Source organism: Zunongwangia sp. HGR-M22 (assembly GCF_027594425.1).
Lineage (GTDB): Bacteria > Bacteroidota > Bacteroidia > Flavobacteriales > Flavobacteriaceae > Zunongwangia.
Map to the genome: position 1 here is coordinate 550001 of NZ_CP115159.1, position 17185 is coordinate 567185.

Sequence of the window (17185 nt, forward strand, 5' to 3'; positions counted from 1 at the left end):
ACGATCAATTACAGATTTGTCTAATTTAAAGTCTGGAATACCATAACGCAATAAACCGCCCAATTTAGAATCACGTTCGAATAAAGTTACATCGTGACCTGCGCGATTTAATTGTTGTGCAGCAGCCATACCTGCTGGGCCAGAGCCAACAACTGCAACTTTTTTACCAGTTCTGTTTTTCGGTGGATTTGGAACAATCCAACCTTCTTTAAATCCTCTTTCTACAATGTATTTCTCAATAAGTTCAATAGAAACAGGAGGTTCAATTATTCCCAGTACACAGGCAGATTCACAAGGAGCCGGGCATAAACGACCAGTAAATTCAGGGAAATTATTAGTTGAATGTAATATTTGAAGTGCCTTTTTCCAATCGTTCTCATAAACTGCATGGTTGAAATCTGGTATAAGGTTTCCAAGTGGGCAGCCACTATGACAAAATGGAATGCCACAATCCATACAGCGAGCTCCTTGGTGATTAAGCTCTTCAGTATCTAAATCTTTAGTAAATTCTTTATAATTTTTAACCCTAAGCTCAACAGCTTCAGTTTGTTCTTCTTTTCTATCGTATTCTAAAAATCCTCTTAGCTTTCCCATTAATTACGCCGTTTTAAGTTCCAGGTTTTTTTCTTCGTTTTTTTCGTCTTCCATTCGTTGTAATGCTTTTTTAAATTCGGTAGGCATCACTTTGATGAATTTAGATAGACTTTCTTTCCAATTATCTAAAATTTCACCTGCAACTTCACTATCAGTATGATAATAATGATTTTGTATTAACTCTTTTAATTCTGAAGCGTCATCATTGGTTAGTTCTTCTAACTCGATCATCTCCATATTAAAATTATTGTTGTCTAATTTATTATCTGCATTGTAGATGTAAGCAATCCCTCCACTCATACCAGCAGCGAAGTTTCTACCTATTTGTCCTAATATTACTGCTCGACCACCAGTCATGTACTCACAACCATGATCGCCAATTCCTTCGATCACTGCTTTTGCACCTGAATTCCTAACGCAAAAACGTTCTCCGCCAATACCATTGATGTAAGCTTCACCATTAATCGCTCCGTATAATGCAACATTTCCTATGATTACATTTTCGTCCGATTTAAATGTAGCTTCTTCTGGTACGCGAACAGTAAGTGTTGCACCACTAAGGCCTTTTCCGAAGTAATCATTTGTGTTACCGGTAACATTTAAGGTGAGACCACGTGTAGCGAAAGCACCAAAACTTTGACCAGCAGAACCTTTAAAGTTAAGTTCTAGTGTATTTTCTGGTAATCCTCCTTCGCCGTGAATCTTTGAGATTTCATTACTCAGTATGGCACCAGTTGTTCTGTTGATATTCGAGATTTTAAAGTCTAGGCTCATTTTTTCTTTGCGATAAATCGCTGGATGTGCCTTACTTAAAATATCAAAATCTAGAACGTGTTCTAACCCATGATTTTGATCCTGAGTTTTATATAAAGGTATGTCTTTGTCGATATTTGGTTTGTAAAGAATGCCAGACAAATCTATTCCTTGAGCTTTGTAATGCTCAATAGCTTTATCCATATCTAGTTTTTGACTTTGTCCAACCATCTCGTTTAATGTTCTAAAGCCTAAGCTCGCCATTATTTCGCGTAACTCCTGTGCAACAAAATACATGAAATTGATAACGTCTTCAGGTGTACCTTTAAAGTTCTTTCTCAATTCAGGATCTTGCGTTGCAATACCAACGGGACAAGTATTTAAATGGCATGCGCGCATCATAATACAACCTGATGCAACTAATGGAGCAGTTGAAAAACCAAATTCTTCGGCTCCCAGAAGACATGCAATTGCAACGTCCCGTCCTGTTTTTAACTGACCATCACATTCAACCGTAATTCGGCTTCTCAGATTGTTAAGTAATAAAGTTTGCTGGGCTTCAGCAATACCTAACTCCCAAGGTAAACCTGCGTGTCTTAATGATGTTAGTGGAGATGCTCCAGTACCGCCATCATATCCAGAGATTAAAACGACATCGGCCTTTGCTTTTGCGACACCAGCCGCGATGGTTCCTACACCTACTTTAGATACAAGTTTTACATTTATTCTAGCTTCTCTATTAGCGTTTTTAAGATCGAAAATTAACTGCGCTAAATCTTCAATAGAATAAATATCATGGTGAGGAGGAGGCGAAATTAAACCTACGTAAGGAGTAGAATTTCTGGTTTTTGCGATATCTGGATTCACTTTTGGACCAGGTAATTGTCCGCCTTCACCCGGCTTTGCACCCTGAGCCATTTTAATTTGAATCTCTTTCGCATTAGACAGGTAATTAATCGAAACACCGAATCTTCCTGAGGCTACCTGCTTAATGGCACTATTTCTCCAATTTCCGTTAGCATCGCGAGTAAAACGGTTTGCATCTTCACCACCTTCACCACTATTACTTTTTCCTTGTAAACGATTCATGGCAATTGCAAGATTTTCGTGGGCTTCTTTACTAATGGAGCCAAACGACATTGCACCTGTTTTAAAGCGTTTTACAATTTCTGTCCAGGGTTCAACTTCTTCTACCGGGATTGGATTTAATTTTTTGAATTTAAACATCCCCCGAAGAGTCATCAGGTTTTTGGTCTGATTATTAACGAAGTTGGAATATTCCTTATACGTTTGAAAACTGTTTTGCTTTACTGCTTGTTGTAGTTTTGCTACAGAAGCAGGATTTAGCATATGGCGCTCCCCATTTCTTCGCCAGCGATAATCACCACCAATTTCTAGATCCAAACCAGTTTCAGTTTCTGGTGGATTAAAGGCTAATTGATGTCTTTTCTGGATTTCCCTTTCAATTTCATAAAGTCCAATACCTTCAATTCTCGAAGGAGTATTGGTAAAGTACTTATTAGTGAATTTCTTATTTAAACCTAGAATTTCAAAAATTTGTGAACCACGGTAGGAATGTAAGGTAGAAATACCAATCTTATTCATGATCTTAACGATACCTTTTCCAATCGCTTTATTGAAATTTTTAACTGCTACATCTGGATCTTTCTCATCAATATCACCGTTTTCAGAAAGTTTATAGATGATTTCATTTACCATGTAAGGGTTAATAGCACATGCGCCGTAACCAAATAACAATGCAAAATGATGTGGTTCTCTAGGTTCAGCAGATTCAATTACGATTCCGAAAGCAGATCTTCTTTTGTGTTTTTTGAGTTCATGATGAACAAAGGAACAAGCCAAAAGGGATGGGATAGGAGCTAACTTATCGCTTACATTTCTATCTGAAAGTATAATGATATTTCTATCCTCATCTACCGCTTTTTTAATTTCCAATACAATCTGATCCAGTCTTTCCTCAAGACCGTTCATTCCTTTTTCAACTTCATATAATATTGAAATTGATTTTGCACGGAAATCGTCGTGTTCTATATATTTTATTTTATCCAGATCTTCGTTTGAGATAACTGGATTTTGAATTCTAAGTTTCTTAGCATGATCTGGGGTGATATCAAAAATGTTTTTGTCTTCACCTATGGATAAGCTAATGTCGGTAACAATTTCTTCGCGTATTCCATCTAACGGTGGATTGGTTACCTGAGCAAATAATTGTTTAAAATAATTAAAAAGTAATTGTGGCTTATCTGAGAGAACGGCCAAAGGAATATCTGTTCCCATAGAACCAATCGCCTCTTTTCCCTGCGTAGCCATTGGGCTAATGATCGTCTTGATATCTTCTAAAGTATATCCAAAAACTTTTTGTCTTGTCTGGAATTCTTCAGGCTCTATAGGGGTTTTGTTTCCGGTATATGGTACTTCAGCTAGTGGTAATAAATTTTCCTTTAACCATTTTCTATAAGGTCTCTTTGATACAATTTGTTCTTTAACCTCTTCATCGCCAACTATTCGACCTTCAACCATGTCTACTAAGAACATTCTTCCAGGTTCAAGGCGACCGTGTAATTCAACATTTTCAGGTTTTACATCAACAACACCTGTTTCAGAAGACATAATTACATAACCATCTTTGGTTAATGTATATCGGGATGGTCGTAAACCATTACGGTCTAACAGTGCGCCAATGTATTGTCCATCGGTAAAGGGGATAGAAGCAGGGCCATCCCAAGGTTCCATTATGCAGGCATTATATTCGTAAAATGCTTTTTTATTGTCTGTCATCGAAGGGTTTTTCTCCCAAGCTTCAGGAACCATCATCATGATAGCTTCTGGAAGAGAACGCCCAGTTTGTAAAAGCATTTCTAAAACCATATCCATAGAAGCAGAATCTGATTTTCCTTCTAAAGTCACTGGTAATATTTTTTTGATGTCATCACCAAAAATTTCACTTTCAAAAAGCTCTTCACGGGCTTTCATTCGGCTTAAATTCCCTCTTAGTGTATTGATTTCACCATTGTGACACATATATCTAAATGGCTGGGCCAAATCCCAGGTAGGGAATGTATTTGTAGAGAATCGTTGGTGAACCAAAGCAAGTTTGGTTACCAAATCTGGATCGTTAAGATCTTTATAGTAGATATTGATGTCTTGAGGCATCAATAACCCTTTGTAAATAATTGTTTTTGTTGATAAACTAGGAAGGTAAAAATATTCAGCTTCGCCTAAATTAGAACTATATATTTTATGTTCTGCAATTTTACGAGCTGCAAATAACTTAGCTCTAAAATGTAAGTCATTTGTATCTTCATCTTTACCAATAAAGATTTGTTGAACATTAGGTTCGCTTAAAGTAGCGATGCTTCCCAAACAGGATTTATCTACCGGGACTTCTCTCCAGCCGATAATATTTAATCCTTGATTAATAATTTCTTCTTCAAAAATCTCTTTACATATTTTCAATTGATTTTCTGATCTTGGGAGAAAAACCATCCCTGCCGCATACTCACCAAATTCTGGTAGGTTGAAATTGCAAACTTTTTTGAAAAAATTATGTGGAATTTCGATCAATATACCGGCACCATCTCCGGTTTTTCCATCTGAACTTACAGCCCCGCGATGCTCTAATCGAATTAAAATATCTAAAGCTTTATGGATAATATCATTTGTTTGCTTACCTTTTAGGTTACAAATGAATCCCGCGCCGCAATTATCTCTCTCAAATTCAGGCAAGTATAGCCCCTGCTCTTTTGGTGTCATATCCTATCTTCCTTATGTTATTACTACAAAAATATCTAAATTAGTAAAGAAAATGAAAGTAATAACACTAAAGAGCTTACAAAATTCAGCAAAACTAAATAAAATCTTAATTTTTATTAATCGTTCAAAGAATTAGAGTGTAAATTCCGAATTATGTAATGGTGAATTAGAGATTTTGATATAAAAAAACTCGCTACGAATAGCGAGCTGATTTTATGGGTTTTAGTGACTAATATTTAAGTACGCTTCTTGAAATTACAATTTTTTGTATTTCTGAAGTTCCTTCGTAAATCTGCGTAATTTTTGCATCTCGCATTAATCGCTCGACATGATATTCTTTTACAAAGCCATTGCCGCCATGTATTTGTACTGCCTCTACTGTCACATCCATTGCTGTTTGCGATGCACTTAATTTTGCCATCGCACCACTTAGATCGTAACTTGTTTTCTGGTCTTTGTCCCAAGCAGCTTTCATTACTAAATGTCGTGAGCTTTCTATAGCTGTATACATGTCTGCAAGCTTAAAAGCAATAGCCTGGTGATTGCTAATTTCAGTACCAAAAGCTTTACGTTGTTTACTGTAATCTCTAGCTAGTTCGAAAGCGCCAGAGGCAATTCCCAAAGCTTGCGCTGCAATACCTATCCTGCCGCCCGATAATGTTTTCATAGCGAATTTAAAACCAAAACCATCTTCGCCAATCCTATTTTCCTTTGGAACTTTTACGTCGTTAAAATTTAAAGAATGCGTGTCGCTTCCTCTAATTCCCAACTTGTTTTCTTTCGGGCCAATTTCAAAACCTTCCCATCCTTTTTCTACAATAAAGGCATTTATTCCGCGGTGTTTTTTCTCTCGATCGGTTTGTGCGATTACCAAATAGTAATCTGCGGTACCGCCATTGGTAATCCAGTTTTTGGTTCCGTTTAATAAATAATGATCTCCTTTATCGATTGCGGAAGTACGCTGAGAAGTAGCGTCACTACCAGCTTCGGGTTCAGATAAGCAAAATGCACCTAATTTTTCTCCAGTTGTAAGCTTTGTCAGATATTTCTCCTTTTGTTCTTTAGAGCCGTAGGTGTCCAATGCCCAACAAACTAAAGAGTTGTTTACCGACATGATAACGGATGCTGATGCATCGATTTTAGAAATTTCTTCCATGGCCAGGACATAACTAATAGTGTCCATCCCACCACCGCCATATTCAGGTGAAGCCATCATTCCCATAAATCCAAGTTCTCCCATTTTCTTAACTTGCTCTTTTGGGAATTCTTGTTTCTCATCTCTATCAATAACGCCGGGAAGTAATTCATTTTTAGCAAAGTCGCGAGCGGCATCGCGAATCATTATATGTTCTTCGGTTAATTCGAAATTCATTGAATATAAATTTAGAAAAAGATAATTATACTTATCAAATATAAATTTTTAGTGTGTATTTTTCAACAAAAAATATTTATTTTTGAGAATATGAGAAAAAAAGACTATTTCGTAATTGGAGTGATGTCTGGCACTTCGTTAGATGGAATTGATTTGGCATACCTCCATTTCTCTGCTGAAAATAACTATAATTTTAAAATTCTTGAGGCTCAAACTATAGATTATTCTGAAGAATGGCGTGAAAACCTGAATTCAGGAATTTCTTTGAATCAAGAAGAGTTAAAAGATTTAGATAAAAAGTATACTAGGTATTTAGCCGACGTGATTCTTCAATTTATTGCTGAATATAAGATCGAAAATCTGGATGCTATTTGTTCGCATGGGCATACGATAAAACATGAGCCCCAAAATGGATACACTTTACAAATAGGAAATCTCCCTGAAATTGCAGATTATCTTCAAAGTAATGTGGTTTGCGATTTTAGAGTTCAGGATGTTGCGCTAGGAGGGCAAGGAGCGCCACTGGTGCCTATTGGCGATCAGTTACTTTTTGGTGAATATCAATATTGTTTGAATTTAGGGGGCTTTGCAAATATCTCTGAAGAGCGTAATAAGCAAATGCTAGCTTACGATATTTGTGCTGTAAATACCGTACTGAATTATTTTACTAAGAAACTGGGCAAAGCTTACGATGATAAAGGCCAAATTGCTTCAGGAGGAGGATTGCATGAAAAATTACTTCAGCAATTAAACAATCTTGATTATTATGCTAAAAAACCTCCAAAATCTCTCGGCATCGAATGGGTGAAGGCTGAAGTTTTACCGCTTATTGATTCCGAAGAAATACCTATTCCCGATATTTTACATACCTATACGATACATGTAGCACAGCAGGTAGCAAAAGTTTTGGATAATAATGTAGGATCTAAAATTTTAGTGACGGGTGGTGGCGCGTTTAACGATTTTCTTATTCAACAATTTAGGGAGTATTCAAATTGTGAATTTATAATTCCAGATAGCAAGATTATCGATTTTAAAGAAGCTTTAATTTTTGGATTGTTGGGTGTACTTAAATTAGAAGGGAAAGTGAACGTTTTAAGTTCGGTTACCGGCGCTAAAAAAGATCATTCTTCAGGAAAGGTATTTGCCTTTGAAGCTATTTAAATTTTATGAATAATTATCTTTGACGCAAATCACACATACATGAAAGAATTATTAAAAGTTTACGAGAATAAAGAACCGGAAATTGTTTTTCATTGGAATGATCCTGAAACGGAAGCTGAGGGTTGGACGGTAATCAACTCTTTAAGAGGTGGTGCCGCTGGAGGAGGAACGAGAATGCGAGAAGGATTGGATAAAAATGAGGTACTTTCTTTAGCAAAAACAATGGAAGTGAAATTTACCGTTTCTGGACCTGCTATTGGTGGAGCAAAATCGGGAATAAACTTCGATCCTAAAGATCCACGTAAAAAAGGTGTTTTAGAGCGTTGGTATAAAGCGGTTTCTCCTTTATTAAAAAGTTACTACGGAACTGGCGGTGATTTAAATGTAGATGAAATTCATGAAGTAATACCTATTACTGAAGATTGCGGAGTTTGGCATCCACAAGAAGGTGTTTTTAACGGCCATTTTCAGCCAACCGAAGCAGATAAGATAAATAGAATAGGACAGCTGCGCCAAGGAGTAATTAAGGTTTTAGAAAATACGGATTACTCTCCAGATATATCCAGAAAATATACTGTAGCCGATATGATTACCGGTTTTGGTGTTGCCGAAGCTGTAAATCAATATTATAATATTTACGGTGGAGATATAAAAGGTAAGAAAGCGATCGTACAAGGATTTGGAAATGTAGGTTCTGCTGCTGCTTATTATTTATCGCAGATGGGAGCAAAGGTAGTCGGGATTATCGATCGTGCCGGTGGTTTAATTAAAGAAGAGGGGTTCTCTTTTGAGGAAATCAAAGACTTATTCTTGAATAAAGAAGGAAATACACTGAATTCACCAAACTTAATTCCTTTTGAAGAAATCAATGAAAAAATATGGAAAATTGATGCTGAAATCTTTGCGCCATGTGCAGCTTCTAGATTGGTAACTAAAGATCAAATTTCTAATTTAATCGATAGAAAGCTGGAAGTGATTTCTTGTGGGGCAAATGTTCCTTTTGCAGATAAAGAAATTTTCTTTGGCCCTATTATGGAATTTATTGATGAGCGTGTAAGTTTAATCCCAGATTTTATTTCGAATTGCGGGATGGCTCGTGTATTTGCTTATTTTATGGAGCGTCGTGTACAAATGACAGATGAGGCTATCTTCAATGATACGTCAATCACTATAAAAAATGCAATCCAAAATACGTTCAATAATAATAGTAGCAGTACAAATATTAGTAAAACCGCATTTGAGGTTGCTCTTAAACAGTTAGTATAACATATTCATTTCCTTATCTGTTAGTAATTTCTTAATGAATGCAGATAAGGAATTATTCTGATGATTATTTTACTAAATTTGGGCAACAATTTAAATCCGTTTATCACGTTAAACTAAAAAACCCTAATCAATTAGTATGCTATATTTTATTCAGCAGGATACCATTGCGCAAACAGCGCAGGATACTGCAGCGGTTTCAGAAGAAAAAACACTTTCTATATTCGATTTGTTATTAAGTGGTGGTATTGCTGGGCAGATCATTATCCTTATTCTTTTTATTTTACTTTTTGCAGCGGTTTATATCTATTTTGAAAGATTGTTTGCTATAAAATCGGCAAGCCAGGTAGATAAAAACTTTATGCATCAAATTAAAGACAGTGTTTCTAACGGTAATATCGAGTCGGCAAAAATGCGTTGCTCTCAAGCAGATAATCCCGTAGCAAGACTAACCGAAAAAGGAATTTCAAGAATTGGTAGTCCACTAGAGGATATCAATACAGCTATTGAAAATGCTGGCCGTCTGGAAGTTTATAAACTTGAAAAAAATGTTAGTATTCTTGCAACTATTGCTGGAGTAGCACCTATGATTGGTTTCTTGGGTACGGTGATTGGAATGGTAATTGCTTTCCATGAGTTAGCAACTAGTAGTGGTCAGGCACAAATGGGACTGTTAGCTGAAGGTATTTATACAGCTATGACGACCACTGTTGCAGGTCTAATTGTAGGGATTATCGCTTATATTGGATATAACCATCTGGTGGTAAAGACCGATAAAGTTGTGCATCAAATGGAAGCTACTGCGGTAGACTTTTTAGATCTTTTAAACGAGCCAGCTTAATATGAATTTAAGAGGGAGAAATAAAGTTAGTCCGGAGTTTAGTATGAGCTCAATGACAGATATTGTGTTCTTGTTATTGATATTTTTTATGCTAACTTCTCCGGTAATTACTCCAGAGGCTTTGGATCTAATTCTTCCAAAAGCTAAAGGAAAGACCACGAACCAGCAGAATGTTTCGGTAAGCATAACTAAAGAACTGCAGGTGTACATTAATGATGAGCGAATTAGTAATTCAGCCTTAGAAAGTACATTAAAAAGTAAACTGGCAGGAATAGAAAATCCAACAATAATTTTACGTGCAGAAGAAGGTGTGCCAATCGAAAAGGCAGTAAACGTAATGGATATTGCTAATAGAAATAGATATAAAATAGTCCTAGCGGTAAAACCGGAATAATATGGCGCTCTTAGAAACCAAACATGAAAAAAAATCTTTAACGATTACAGTAGTATTACATATACTGCTGCTAGTCATTTTATTCTTTTTTGGTTTTACTTATCTAGATCCACCACCAGAGGACGGTATAGCTATTAATTTTGGTACATCTGAAGTTGGGTCAGGAAACGATCAGCCTACCAAGCCTATTGAATCTGCACCTAAAAATACAAGTCCGGCGGTTACACCTCCGGAGCCTGAACCTGTAGTTGAAGATCAGGTGGTAACTCAGGAAGTAGAAGAAGCACCAGTAGTTGAAGAAAAAAAGGAGGTCAAAAAACCGGTCGAAACCGAAAAGCCAAAAGAAAAGCCTAAGAAAGAAGAGCCTGCAAAGAAACCAGATCCAAAGCCAGATAAATCTACTACCGATGCGATGAGTAGTATTTTAAATGGTCCTGAAAGAAGTGGAGAAGCAAGTGGAGGAGAAGGTAATGATAATGCAGCTGGAGATAAAGGCTCTCCAGATGGCGATCCAAATGCAAAAAGCTATTATGGTAATGGAGCTGGGCTTGATGGCGATGGTAATTATCGTCTTGGTGGTAGACGCGCTTTAAATAAAGAAAAATTTGTTCAGGATTGTAACGAATCTGGTATTGTTGTGGTTCGTATAGAGGTAAATCGCCAGGGACAGGTAATAGCAGCTACACCTGGTGTAAAAGGAACCACCAATAATGCTACTTGTTTAACAGAACCAGCACGGAAGGCAGCAATGGCAACTAAATTTAATAGTGATACAGATGCTCCTTCTCGCCAGGTAGGAACTATAGTTTATAACTTCAAATTATCTGAATAATTGATGACTTATCAAAAAACTGTTGAATGGATGTTTCAACAGTTACCCATGTATCAACGTGTGGGAAGTTCAGCTTTCAAAAAAGATTTATCCAATACCTTAAAACTAGCAGCGTATCTTAATCATCCTGAAAACGAATTTAAGAGCATCCATGTGGCGGGAACTAATGGAAAAGGTTCTAGTAGCCATATGATAGCTTCGGTGTTGCAGGAAGCAGGTTATAAGGTTGGATTATATACTTCACCTCATCTAAAAGATTATCGAGAACGCATCCGAATAAATGGTAGTTATATTTCGGAAAAAGCGGTTGTCGATTTTATTGAAAATAACAGATCCTTTTTAGAGGCAGAAAGTTTGTCTTTTTTTGAGATGAGCGTAGGAATGGCATTTTGGTATTTTGCTGAAGAAAAAGTAGATATTGCAGTTATTGAAGTAGGATTGGGAGGTCGTTTAGATTCCACTAATATTATTACTCCTGAAGTTGCTTTAATAACCAATATTGGTAAAGATCACACCCAATTTTTAGGGAATACATTAGAAGAAATTGCCGGAGAAAAAGCAGGTATTATAAAGGAGAATATTCCGGTTGCTATTTCAGAAAAACATCCTGAAACAGAACCTGTTTTCAGAAAAATCGCTAAAGAAAGAAACGCTGAAATTGTTTTGGCTGAAGAACGTAAAATTCCTGTAGATCTTAGTACAGATCTATTGGGGAGTTATCAGCAAAAGAATATAAAGGGAGTTGTCGCAGTTATTAATCAGCTTATTTCTCAAGATTGGTTAATTTCTGAAGAGAATCTTAGAGAAGGATTAAATAATGTTCGAAGAAACACTAATCTTAGGGGGCGATGGGATGTTCTTCAGGAATCACCCAAAGTAATTTGTGATACGGCTCATAATAGCGATGGACTACAATATGTGTTCACGCAATTAAAGGATGAAGTTTATGATCGACTACATTTTGTTTTTGGTGTTGTAAATGATAAAGATCTAGATGAGGTATTGCCACTTTTCCCAAAAGAGGCGACATATTATTTCTGTAAACCAAATGTGCCAAGAGGATTGGAAGCTGAAAAATTAATGCAGAAATCTGCGGAATTTGGGTTAAAAGGAAAGATATTTAAAAGCGTTTCAATAGCTTATGAGTGCGCTTTGAAAAATGCTAGAGCAGAAGATTTAATTTTTTGTGGAGGTAGTAATTTCACGATAGCTGAAATAATTTAAAATTTTTAATTTTTTTCTTTGTGCAGAAGAAAAACTAATCTATATTTGCACTCGCAATAATGAATGGGGCGCGTAGCTCAGTTGGTTCAGAGCACTTGGTTTACACCCAAGGGGTCAGGGGTTCGAATCCCTTCGCGCCCACAACCATTCAAAAGCTTCCGTAAAAGGAAGCTTTTTTAGCTAGAGCATTCATTAGGGCGCGTAGCTCAGTTGGTTCAGAGCACTTGGTTTACACCCAAGGGGTCAGGGGTTCGAATCCCTTCGCGCCCACAAAAAGAAAAAGCTTCCAAATCTGGAAGCTTTTTTTATTTATTCTCTGTTCATTTATAGAACATCTGTTAATTTTTCTAAGGCTATGCCGCGTGATCCTTTTATCAAGATGTAAGAGTTAGTTATGGGTTCTTTGCTAAGGAAGTTTTTTAAGGCATTTGTCGTTTCAAACTTTTTAAATGAGGTGAGAGTTGTAGCTTCTTTAAAATGTTTTCCAATTAAATAGACTTTTTCGAATCCTGATTCTTTGCATATGTCTACAATAGATTGGTGCTCCTCGGCACTATATTTCCCTAATTCTAACATATCACCAATAATCACTACTTTATTAAGATCTGTATGTAGTTCTTTAAAATTTTTCAATGCCGAAAGCATGCTTGTGGGATTGGCATTATAGGCATCAAGTAAAAGTGTATTGTTTTTTGTCTTTTGAATTTGGGATCTATTATTGCTTGGTGTGTAATTGGCAATAGCGCTTTTAATATCCTCAAACGGAACTTTAAAGTATAAGCCAATGGTTAAGGCTGCAGCTGCATTAAAAGCGTTGTAATGCCCGGTTAATTGACTTATAAAGTTTACGTTGTTAAAGTTGAAAGATGCAAACTCTGATTTATTTTCAGAATTGTAATTAATAGTAACAGCGGCGCTCTCGCTGGTTCCGAAGGTGAAGATGTGGGAGTAGCTATCATGTAGTTTTTGAACTGTATCATCTAAATTCAGAAACAAAAGCTTCTTATGATCTATAAGATGTTGGTATAATTCGCTTTTCCCTTTGATAACTCCTTCAATGCTTCCGAAGCCTTCTAAATGGGCTTTTCCGAAATTCGTAATATAACCGTAATCTGGTAAAGTGAGTTCTGTAAGAAATTCAATTTCTCCCTGGTGGTTGGCTCCCATTTCAACTATACCAACTTCCGTAGTTTGGTCCATTTTCAATAAGGTGAGTGGGACGCCAATATGATTATTTAAATTTCCACTTGTCGCTACAGTATGATATTTTTTAGAAAGTACGGCGTTTAATAATTCTTTGGTGGTGGTTTTGCCGTTACTTCCGGTTATTGCAATAATGGGTATTCCTAAAAATTGTCGGTGAAAAGTAGCTAATTCCTGTAAGGCCTTTAAGCAATCATCTACAAGGATATAGTTTTCTTGTTCTTTAGCGTAAATCTCTTCATCTACAATAGCAACTTCAGCTCCTTTAGATAAGGCTTCTTCTGCAAACTGATTTCCATTAAAATTTGCACCTTTTAGCGCAAAAAATAGGCTGTTGGGTTTAATATTTCTGGTGTCTGTGCTAACTCCTGAACTTGTTAGGAATCTACGGTGTATTTTTGCTATATTCATGAAATTAAGGTATAAAAAAAGCCCTAAATGAATAGGGCTTTTTCTGTGAATATTTCTTTAAAACTGAAAGCTCTATTTGCTTTTAGCTCTTTTTATGTTATCCATAGATTTTGATCCTACTTTAGACATTGCATTTCTAAAACCAATATAATCGGTAGCCATATCTTGTGGGAAATATCTTCTTTGTGATGGATCTAACCAGTAAGCACGGTCTCTCCAAGAACCACCTTTATAAACTCGAACGTCATCACTAATTAAGGTTGTTCTTTCCTTGCTGTCGTATTTTGGTTTAGCCTGTGTTGTATCTCCGGTAGCTACTCTGTCGTAGTCTGGAGAATTGTACATTCTTTTAGAAGAATTGTCGATATCCTGAAAAGGTTGATAGTAACGGCTAGAACTTTTATCTCCATCTCTAAAATCTCTGTTGTCGCTTTTAGAAAAGTTAGTTCTCATGTAAGTATCATCTTCAGTTATTGGTTTCTGAAGAATTTCACCTGGTAGGTTTCTAGCTACAACTCTTCCTGTACTAAGAGTGTCGTATTTTATGTCGTCACTTCCTACTACCTGAACTGTACCATCTTCATTGATGCTGTTTTCAGTATAAACATTTCCTCTATAATAGTTGAAATCATTAAACTCGTCATCAACTATTGGACGATAAACATCAGCAACCCATTCAGCTACGTTTCCAGCCATGTCATAAAGGCCAAAATCATTTGCTTCATAGCTCATCACGGGAGCGGTAATATCTGCTCCATCGTCACTCCATCCGGCAATACCACCGTAATCACCAGAGCCTTGTTTAAAGTTAGCTAATTGATCCCCTTGTTTTCTTAAATCTCCACTGCGAGTATATCTTCCATCCCAAGGATATTTTTTTCTACCACGATAATTATTATAGTCACGGATACCAACCAAACCTAAGGCTGCATATTCCCATTCCGCTTCTGTAGGAAGGCGATACTCAGGATATAAAATTCCGTCTTTACGCTGTACATATTGTTTACCACCAGAAGTATTCCCAAGACTATCTGTAGATTGATTCTCTAATAATTTCTGAGATTTCTTACCGCTCTGGGTCATTTCTGTGTTTCCACCGTAAACTCGGCTTGGCGCATTGATATAGGTTTCTGTGCTAAATGTGGCACCTGCATCGTTTTTATATAAAGTTTCTTCAGCAATATACCCAGTTTCAACTAGCTGTTTTTCGTTTACACGATCGGTTCTCCATTTACTAAATTCGGCAGCTTGAACCCAACTAACTCCAACTACAGGATATTCTGCATAGGCAGGGTGTCTTAGGTAGTTGTTTACCATAGTTTCGTTGTATCCAAGTCGGTTTCTCCAAACTAAGGTATCAGGAACTGCACCATAATAAATGTTTCTATAATTTTCTTGGCTAGGTGGAAAAACTCTTTTTAACCAATCCAAATACTCTAGGTACATACGATTAGTAACTTCAGTTTCATCCATATAAAAGGACTGAACGTGTTGCTGAGTAGGAGTGTTATTCCAATCATGCATCACATCATCCTGTACCTGTCCCATTGTAAAAGTTCCTCCTTCAATAAATACTAATCCAGGAGCAGGCTCTTGTTCGTCGTAGTCTGTTTTTGATTGAAATCCACCGTCTTTAGAATTAATATCCCAACCGGTAGCTCTGGAGCTGTTTTTGTAATTTTTTGAATTGTTACATCCTACTAGACCAACGCCCAAAGCGATGGTAAAAAGTGCTCTGAAAGCAGTTTTCTTTCTCATTCTCATGTTCTCTTTAGGTAGAATTTAGGCTTTGCAATATAATAATTAACGCTAAAAGTACAAGTTTATTTGCCCTTAAACCAATACTTTAATCTCAATACATGTCAAAATAAGTATTTGCTCTCGTCAAATACTTAGGCAAATATGCACAAATAAAATGCCTAAAGCTGTAAAATTAATATTTTTTCTACGCTTTTTGCTTAAAAAATAATGTTTGTTATGTAGCGAAATTTAGTTTATCCAATCTACGTGGTTCATTTTCTTTCTAACGAAGGATTAGAGTGTTTAATCGAAAATTAAAAAGAGCTTCCTTAGCTTCTAATAATATTGGCATATATTTGTTTATCATTTAGTTTACTGCGATGAAAAAACTTTCAACAATTTTATTACTAGGTTTAGTTTTTACTTCTAATCATTTTCGCGCGCAAGAATTGAGAGATCGAGTGATTACTACAGCTGTCCCTTTCTTGCTTGTGGCTGCAGATGCTAGAGCAGCCGGTATGGGAGATCAAGGTGTGGCTACTCCTGTAGATGTCTTTTCTCAACAATGGAATCCTGCAAAATTTGCTTTTGCAACTTCAGAAAATGGGATAGGAATGTCTTATACTCCTTATTTAAAAGATATTGTAAGTGATATCTTTTTAGGGGATCTAAGTTATTATCGTAAAATTGACGATCGTAGTGCGTTTGCGGCTAGTTTTAGATTTTTTAGTTTAGGAACTATAGAAACTAGGCAAACCATAGACCAATTTCCTTTGCCCGTAAATCCTAACGAACTAACTTTTGATGCTTCTTATGCTTTAAAACTTAGTGAAACTTTTTCTATGGCAGTTGCGGGAAGATACCTGAGATCTGATCTTGGTTTGAGCGACGGCCAGGATCTAGGTGCAGCCGGAAGTTTTGGTGTAGACGTGGCAGCATATTATCAAAGTGAAGAAGTAGTATTTCAGAATTTCGACGGAATATGGAGATTAGGAGTTAATATAAGTAATATTGGTCCTAAGATGAAATATGATGATGCTGGGCAGGAAAATTTTATTCCTACTAATTTGAGACTCGGTGGAGGTTTTGATTTTATTTTTAATCCAGATAGTAAGCTCGGTGTTTATTTAGAGTTCAATAAATTGCTTGTTCCCACTCCTCAAGATTTTAATGGAGATGGTGTTATCGATCGAGAAGACGATGATACCTATAATAATGTAAGTGCAATTAGTGGTATTTTTAAATCTTTTTCTGATGCTCCAAATGGGTTTAGTGAAGAGATGAAAGAAATTACCTGGGCGCTTGGTACAGAATACTCTTTTAGAGATGCTATAAAATTGAGGGCAGGTTATTTTAATGAGAGCGATGAAAAAGGCTATCGTAAGTTTGTGTCTTTTGGTGGCGGGTTTACGTATGATGATTTTGTGATTATCGATATTTCGTATTTATTTTCTACTTCAGATTTTCCAAGTCCTTTAGATAAAACTTTACGATTTGGTCTTACTTTTAATTTTGGTGATGAATACATTAATTAGTGAAAATATAAAATAACAATTTGAAAAAAGCACCAATTTTATTTTGGTGCTTTTTTGTTTACTTTGGTAGCCCGAAATTTTCATT

General features: G+C 36.3%; 12 protein-coding genes and 2 tRNA genes (1 of these 14 only partly in view). 9 read left to right on the plus strand and 5 right to left on the minus strand.

What is annotated here, in order from left to right; translation table 11 throughout:
- The 3 genes from PBT91_RS02310 to PBT91_RS02320 all read right to left on the minus strand — a co-directional run.
- Positions 1 to 594 carry the 5' end (the start) of a glutamate synthase subunit beta gene (locus PBT91_RS02310; protein ID WP_270060196.1) on the minus strand. Its footprint begins 870 nt before the window's first position, so only the first 594 of its 1464 coding nucleotides appear in the window; its start codon is at positions 592 to 594; the stop codon falls past the left edge of the window.
- Between the two features lie 3 nt (positions 595 to 597).
- Entirely contained in the window at positions 598 to 5121 is a 4524-nt protein-coding gene (gene gltB, locus PBT91_RS02315) for a glutamate synthase large subunit (RefSeq protein ID WP_270060197.1), read from the minus strand.
- Positions 5122 to 5350: 229 nt separating this feature from the next.
- Entirely contained in the window at positions 5351 to 6493 is a 1143-nt protein-coding gene (locus PBT91_RS02320) for an acyl-CoA dehydrogenase (RefSeq protein WP_270060198.1), read from the minus strand.
- A gap of 90 nt (positions 6494 to 6583) precedes the next feature.
- Between PBT91_RS02320 and PBT91_RS02325 the strand changes: the two genes are divergently transcribed.
- From PBT91_RS02325 to PBT91_RS02360, 8 genes are all read left to right on the plus strand, one after another.
- Positions 6584 to 7657 carry an anhydro-N-acetylmuramic acid kinase gene (locus PBT91_RS02325; RefSeq protein WP_270060199.1) on the plus strand — a complete coding sequence of 358 codons (1074 nt, stop codon included), beginning with the start codon at positions 6584 to 6586 and terminating at the stop codon, positions 7655 to 7657.
- A 39-nt stretch (positions 7658 to 7696) separates the two neighbouring features.
- Positions 7697 to 8923 carry a Glu/Leu/Phe/Val dehydrogenase dimerization domain-containing protein gene (locus PBT91_RS02330; protein ID WP_270060200.1) on the plus strand — a complete coding sequence of 409 codons (1227 nt, stop codon included), beginning with the start codon at positions 7697 to 7699 and terminating at the stop codon, positions 8921 to 8923.
- A 136-nt stretch (positions 8924 to 9059) separates the two neighbouring features.
- Positions 9060 to 9761 carry a MotA/TolQ/ExbB proton channel family protein gene (locus tag PBT91_RS02335; RefSeq protein WP_270060201.1) on the plus strand — a complete coding sequence of 234 codons (702 nt, stop codon included), beginning with the start codon at positions 9060 to 9062 and terminating at the stop codon, positions 9759 to 9761.
- Between the two features lies 1 nt (position 9762).
- A complete protein-coding gene (locus PBT91_RS02340; RefSeq protein ID WP_084841259.1) occupies positions 9763 to 10155 on the plus strand; it encodes an ExbD/TolR family protein in 393 nt (130 codons plus the stop codon).
- 1 nt (position 10156) lies between these two features.
- Positions 10157 to 10987 carry an energy transducer TonB gene (locus tag PBT91_RS02345; protein WP_270060202.1) on the plus strand — a complete coding sequence of 277 codons (831 nt, stop codon included), beginning with the start codon at positions 10157 to 10159 and terminating at the stop codon, positions 10985 to 10987.
- 3 nt (positions 10988 to 10990) lie between these two features.
- Complete coding sequence (locus PBT91_RS02350) at positions 10991 to 12211, plus strand: bifunctional folylpolyglutamate synthase/dihydrofolate synthase (RefSeq protein ID WP_270060203.1); 1221 nt, start codon at positions 10991 to 10993, stop codon at positions 12209 to 12211.
- Positions 12212 to 12277: 66 nt separating this feature from the next.
- Positions 12278 to 12352 (plus strand) — tRNA-Val (locus PBT91_RS02355).
- Between the two features lie 54 nt (positions 12353 to 12406).
- A tRNA-Val gene (locus tag PBT91_RS02360) sits at positions 12407 to 12481 on the plus strand.
- Between the two features lie 54 nt (positions 12482 to 12535).
- On the opposite strand, the gene PBT91_RS02365 is transcribed toward PBT91_RS02360, so the two are convergent.
- A complete protein-coding gene (locus PBT91_RS02365; RefSeq protein ID WP_270060204.1) occupies positions 12536 to 13825 on the minus strand; it encodes a UDP-N-acetylmuramoyl-tripeptide--D-alanyl-D-alanine ligase in 1290 nt (429 codons plus the stop codon).
- 72 nt (positions 13826 to 13897) lie between these two features.
- The gene (gene gldJ / locus PBT91_RS02370; RefSeq protein ID WP_443089602.1) at positions 13898 to 15589 is read right to left on the minus strand and encodes a gliding motility lipoprotein GldJ; all 1692 of its coding nucleotides are present in this window, start codon (positions 15587 to 15589) and stop codon (positions 13898 to 13900) included.
- A 356-nt stretch (positions 15590 to 15945) separates the two neighbouring features.
- Between gldJ and porV the strand changes: the two genes are divergently transcribed.
- A complete protein-coding gene (porV, locus tag PBT91_RS02375; RefSeq protein WP_270060206.1) occupies positions 15946 to 17100 on the plus strand; it encodes a type IX secretion system outer membrane channel protein PorV in 1155 nt (384 codons plus the stop codon).
- The last annotated feature ends 85 nt before the right edge of the window (positions 17101 to 17185 follow it).

What these genes read in the sequence shown, in the direction of transcription:
- gltB (WP_270060197.1), bottom strand. Translation starts at nt 5,121, where the DNA reads ATGACACCAAAAGAGCAGGGGCTATACTTGCCTGAATTTGAGAGAGAT.
- PBT91_RS02320 (WP_270060198.1), bottom strand. Translation starts at nt 6,493, where the DNA reads ATGAATTTCGAATTAACCGAAGAACATATAATGATTCGCGATGCCGCT.
- PBT91_RS02325 (WP_270060199.1), top strand. Translation starts at nt 6,584, where the DNA reads ATGAGAAAAAAAGACTATTTCGTAATTGGAGTGATGTCTGGCACTTCG.
- PBT91_RS02330 (WP_270060200.1), top strand. Translation starts at nt 7,697, where the DNA reads ATGAAAGAATTATTAAAAGTTTACGAGAATAAAGAACCGGAAATTGTT.
- PBT91_RS02335 (WP_270060201.1), top strand. Translation starts at nt 9,060, where the DNA reads ATGCTATATTTTATTCAGCAGGATACCATTGCGCAAACAGCGCAGGAT.
- PBT91_RS02340 (WP_084841259.1), top strand. Translation starts at nt 9,763, where the DNA reads ATGAATTTAAGAGGGAGAAATAAAGTTAGTCCGGAGTTTAGTATGAGC.
- PBT91_RS02345 (WP_270060202.1), top strand. Translation starts at nt 10,157, where the DNA reads ATGGCGCTCTTAGAAACCAAACATGAAAAAAAATCTTTAACGATTACA.
- PBT91_RS02350 (WP_270060203.1), top strand. Translation starts at nt 10,991, where the DNA reads ATGACTTATCAAAAAACTGTTGAATGGATGTTTCAACAGTTACCCATG.
- PBT91_RS02365 (WP_270060204.1), bottom strand. Translation starts at nt 13,825, where the DNA reads ATGAATATAGCAAAAATACACCGTAGATTCCTAACAAGTTCAGGAGTT.
- gldJ (WP_443089602.1), bottom strand. Translation starts at nt 15,589, where the DNA reads ATGAGAATGAGAAAGAAAACTGCTTTCAGAGCACTTTTTACCATCGCT.
- porV (WP_270060206.1), top strand. Translation starts at nt 15,946, where the DNA reads ATGAAAAAACTTTCAACAATTTTATTACTAGGTTTAGTTTTTACTTCT.